The organism is Rothia sp. HMSC073B08 (assembly GCF_001812975.1).
GTDB classification, from domain to species: Bacteria; Actinomycetota; Actinomycetes; order Actinomycetales; family Micrococcaceae; genus Rothia; species Rothia mucilaginosa.
In genome coordinates this window covers 1019-1762 of sequence record NZ_KV811083.1, presented here as the reverse complement: position 1 = coordinate 1762, position 744 = coordinate 1019, and the positions used below count along the sequence as shown (strand labels likewise).

Sequence of the window (744 nt, the reverse complement as noted above, 5' to 3'; positions counted from 1 at the left end):
TGCCTCCAACCACACTCAACTCTGAAGAGCCCTATTAACGCTGAGGTTGGCAATAGTTTTTTGAGCGGTTTTACTATAAACACTAATCGATCCAATATAGTATCCCAAATCAACTTCCGGGGAAATATTAGAAATAGTGACTTTATATTTCCCCTCATGGTACGGGTCAACCGTCTGAGGAGACAATGAAACCTTCGGAAGAGTATTGCGGTACGTATTGCTCTGGTAAGGCATTTTCATGGGGCTCTTGCCCACAGGAACGAAGGGGAAGGCACGCCTCATAGCAATCGGGCCTGAAGGAGAATCTCCCTGTACCGACAGATAATAACCCTTGCCTGATTTCAAAAGACCGGCAGGAATTGTAATTTTATGCTGAAAATGACCGTTAGGAATTAGGCCATGAAAAACGCGCTTAAAGTACGGAGAATCTGAAGGGTCAAAAGACCCCAGCTCCTTGAGATATTTATGGGTAACATTTGCAGTCGGGTCGTATTCAACGAGAGTAAAACTTAGCTTATTCATCCCGTCAAAACCCGAACCCGTCATATTGATTTCAATTGGTTTTCCGGAATTAATCTGCTCCTCAGAAATAGAATTCACATCATAGGTAATAGAAGGCAGAACAGATGCCGGAAAATCATTTGTTACAGGGAGCACCGTACGAATACGGTCCTCAGTATTCCACTGATAGGGGTGTGCGTCATCTAGCGGGCGGTAGGTCAAAATAACTTCGTACTCCATGCC

Annotated in this window: 1 pseudogene; it reads right to left on the bottom strand. The window is 44.4% G+C overall.

From position 1 onward, the window contains the following. Window positions 1-15: 15 nt before the first annotated feature. Window positions 16-744 (bottom strand): annotated as a pseudogene (locus tag HMPREF2884_RS07065) (siroheme synthase); the annotation flags it as partial.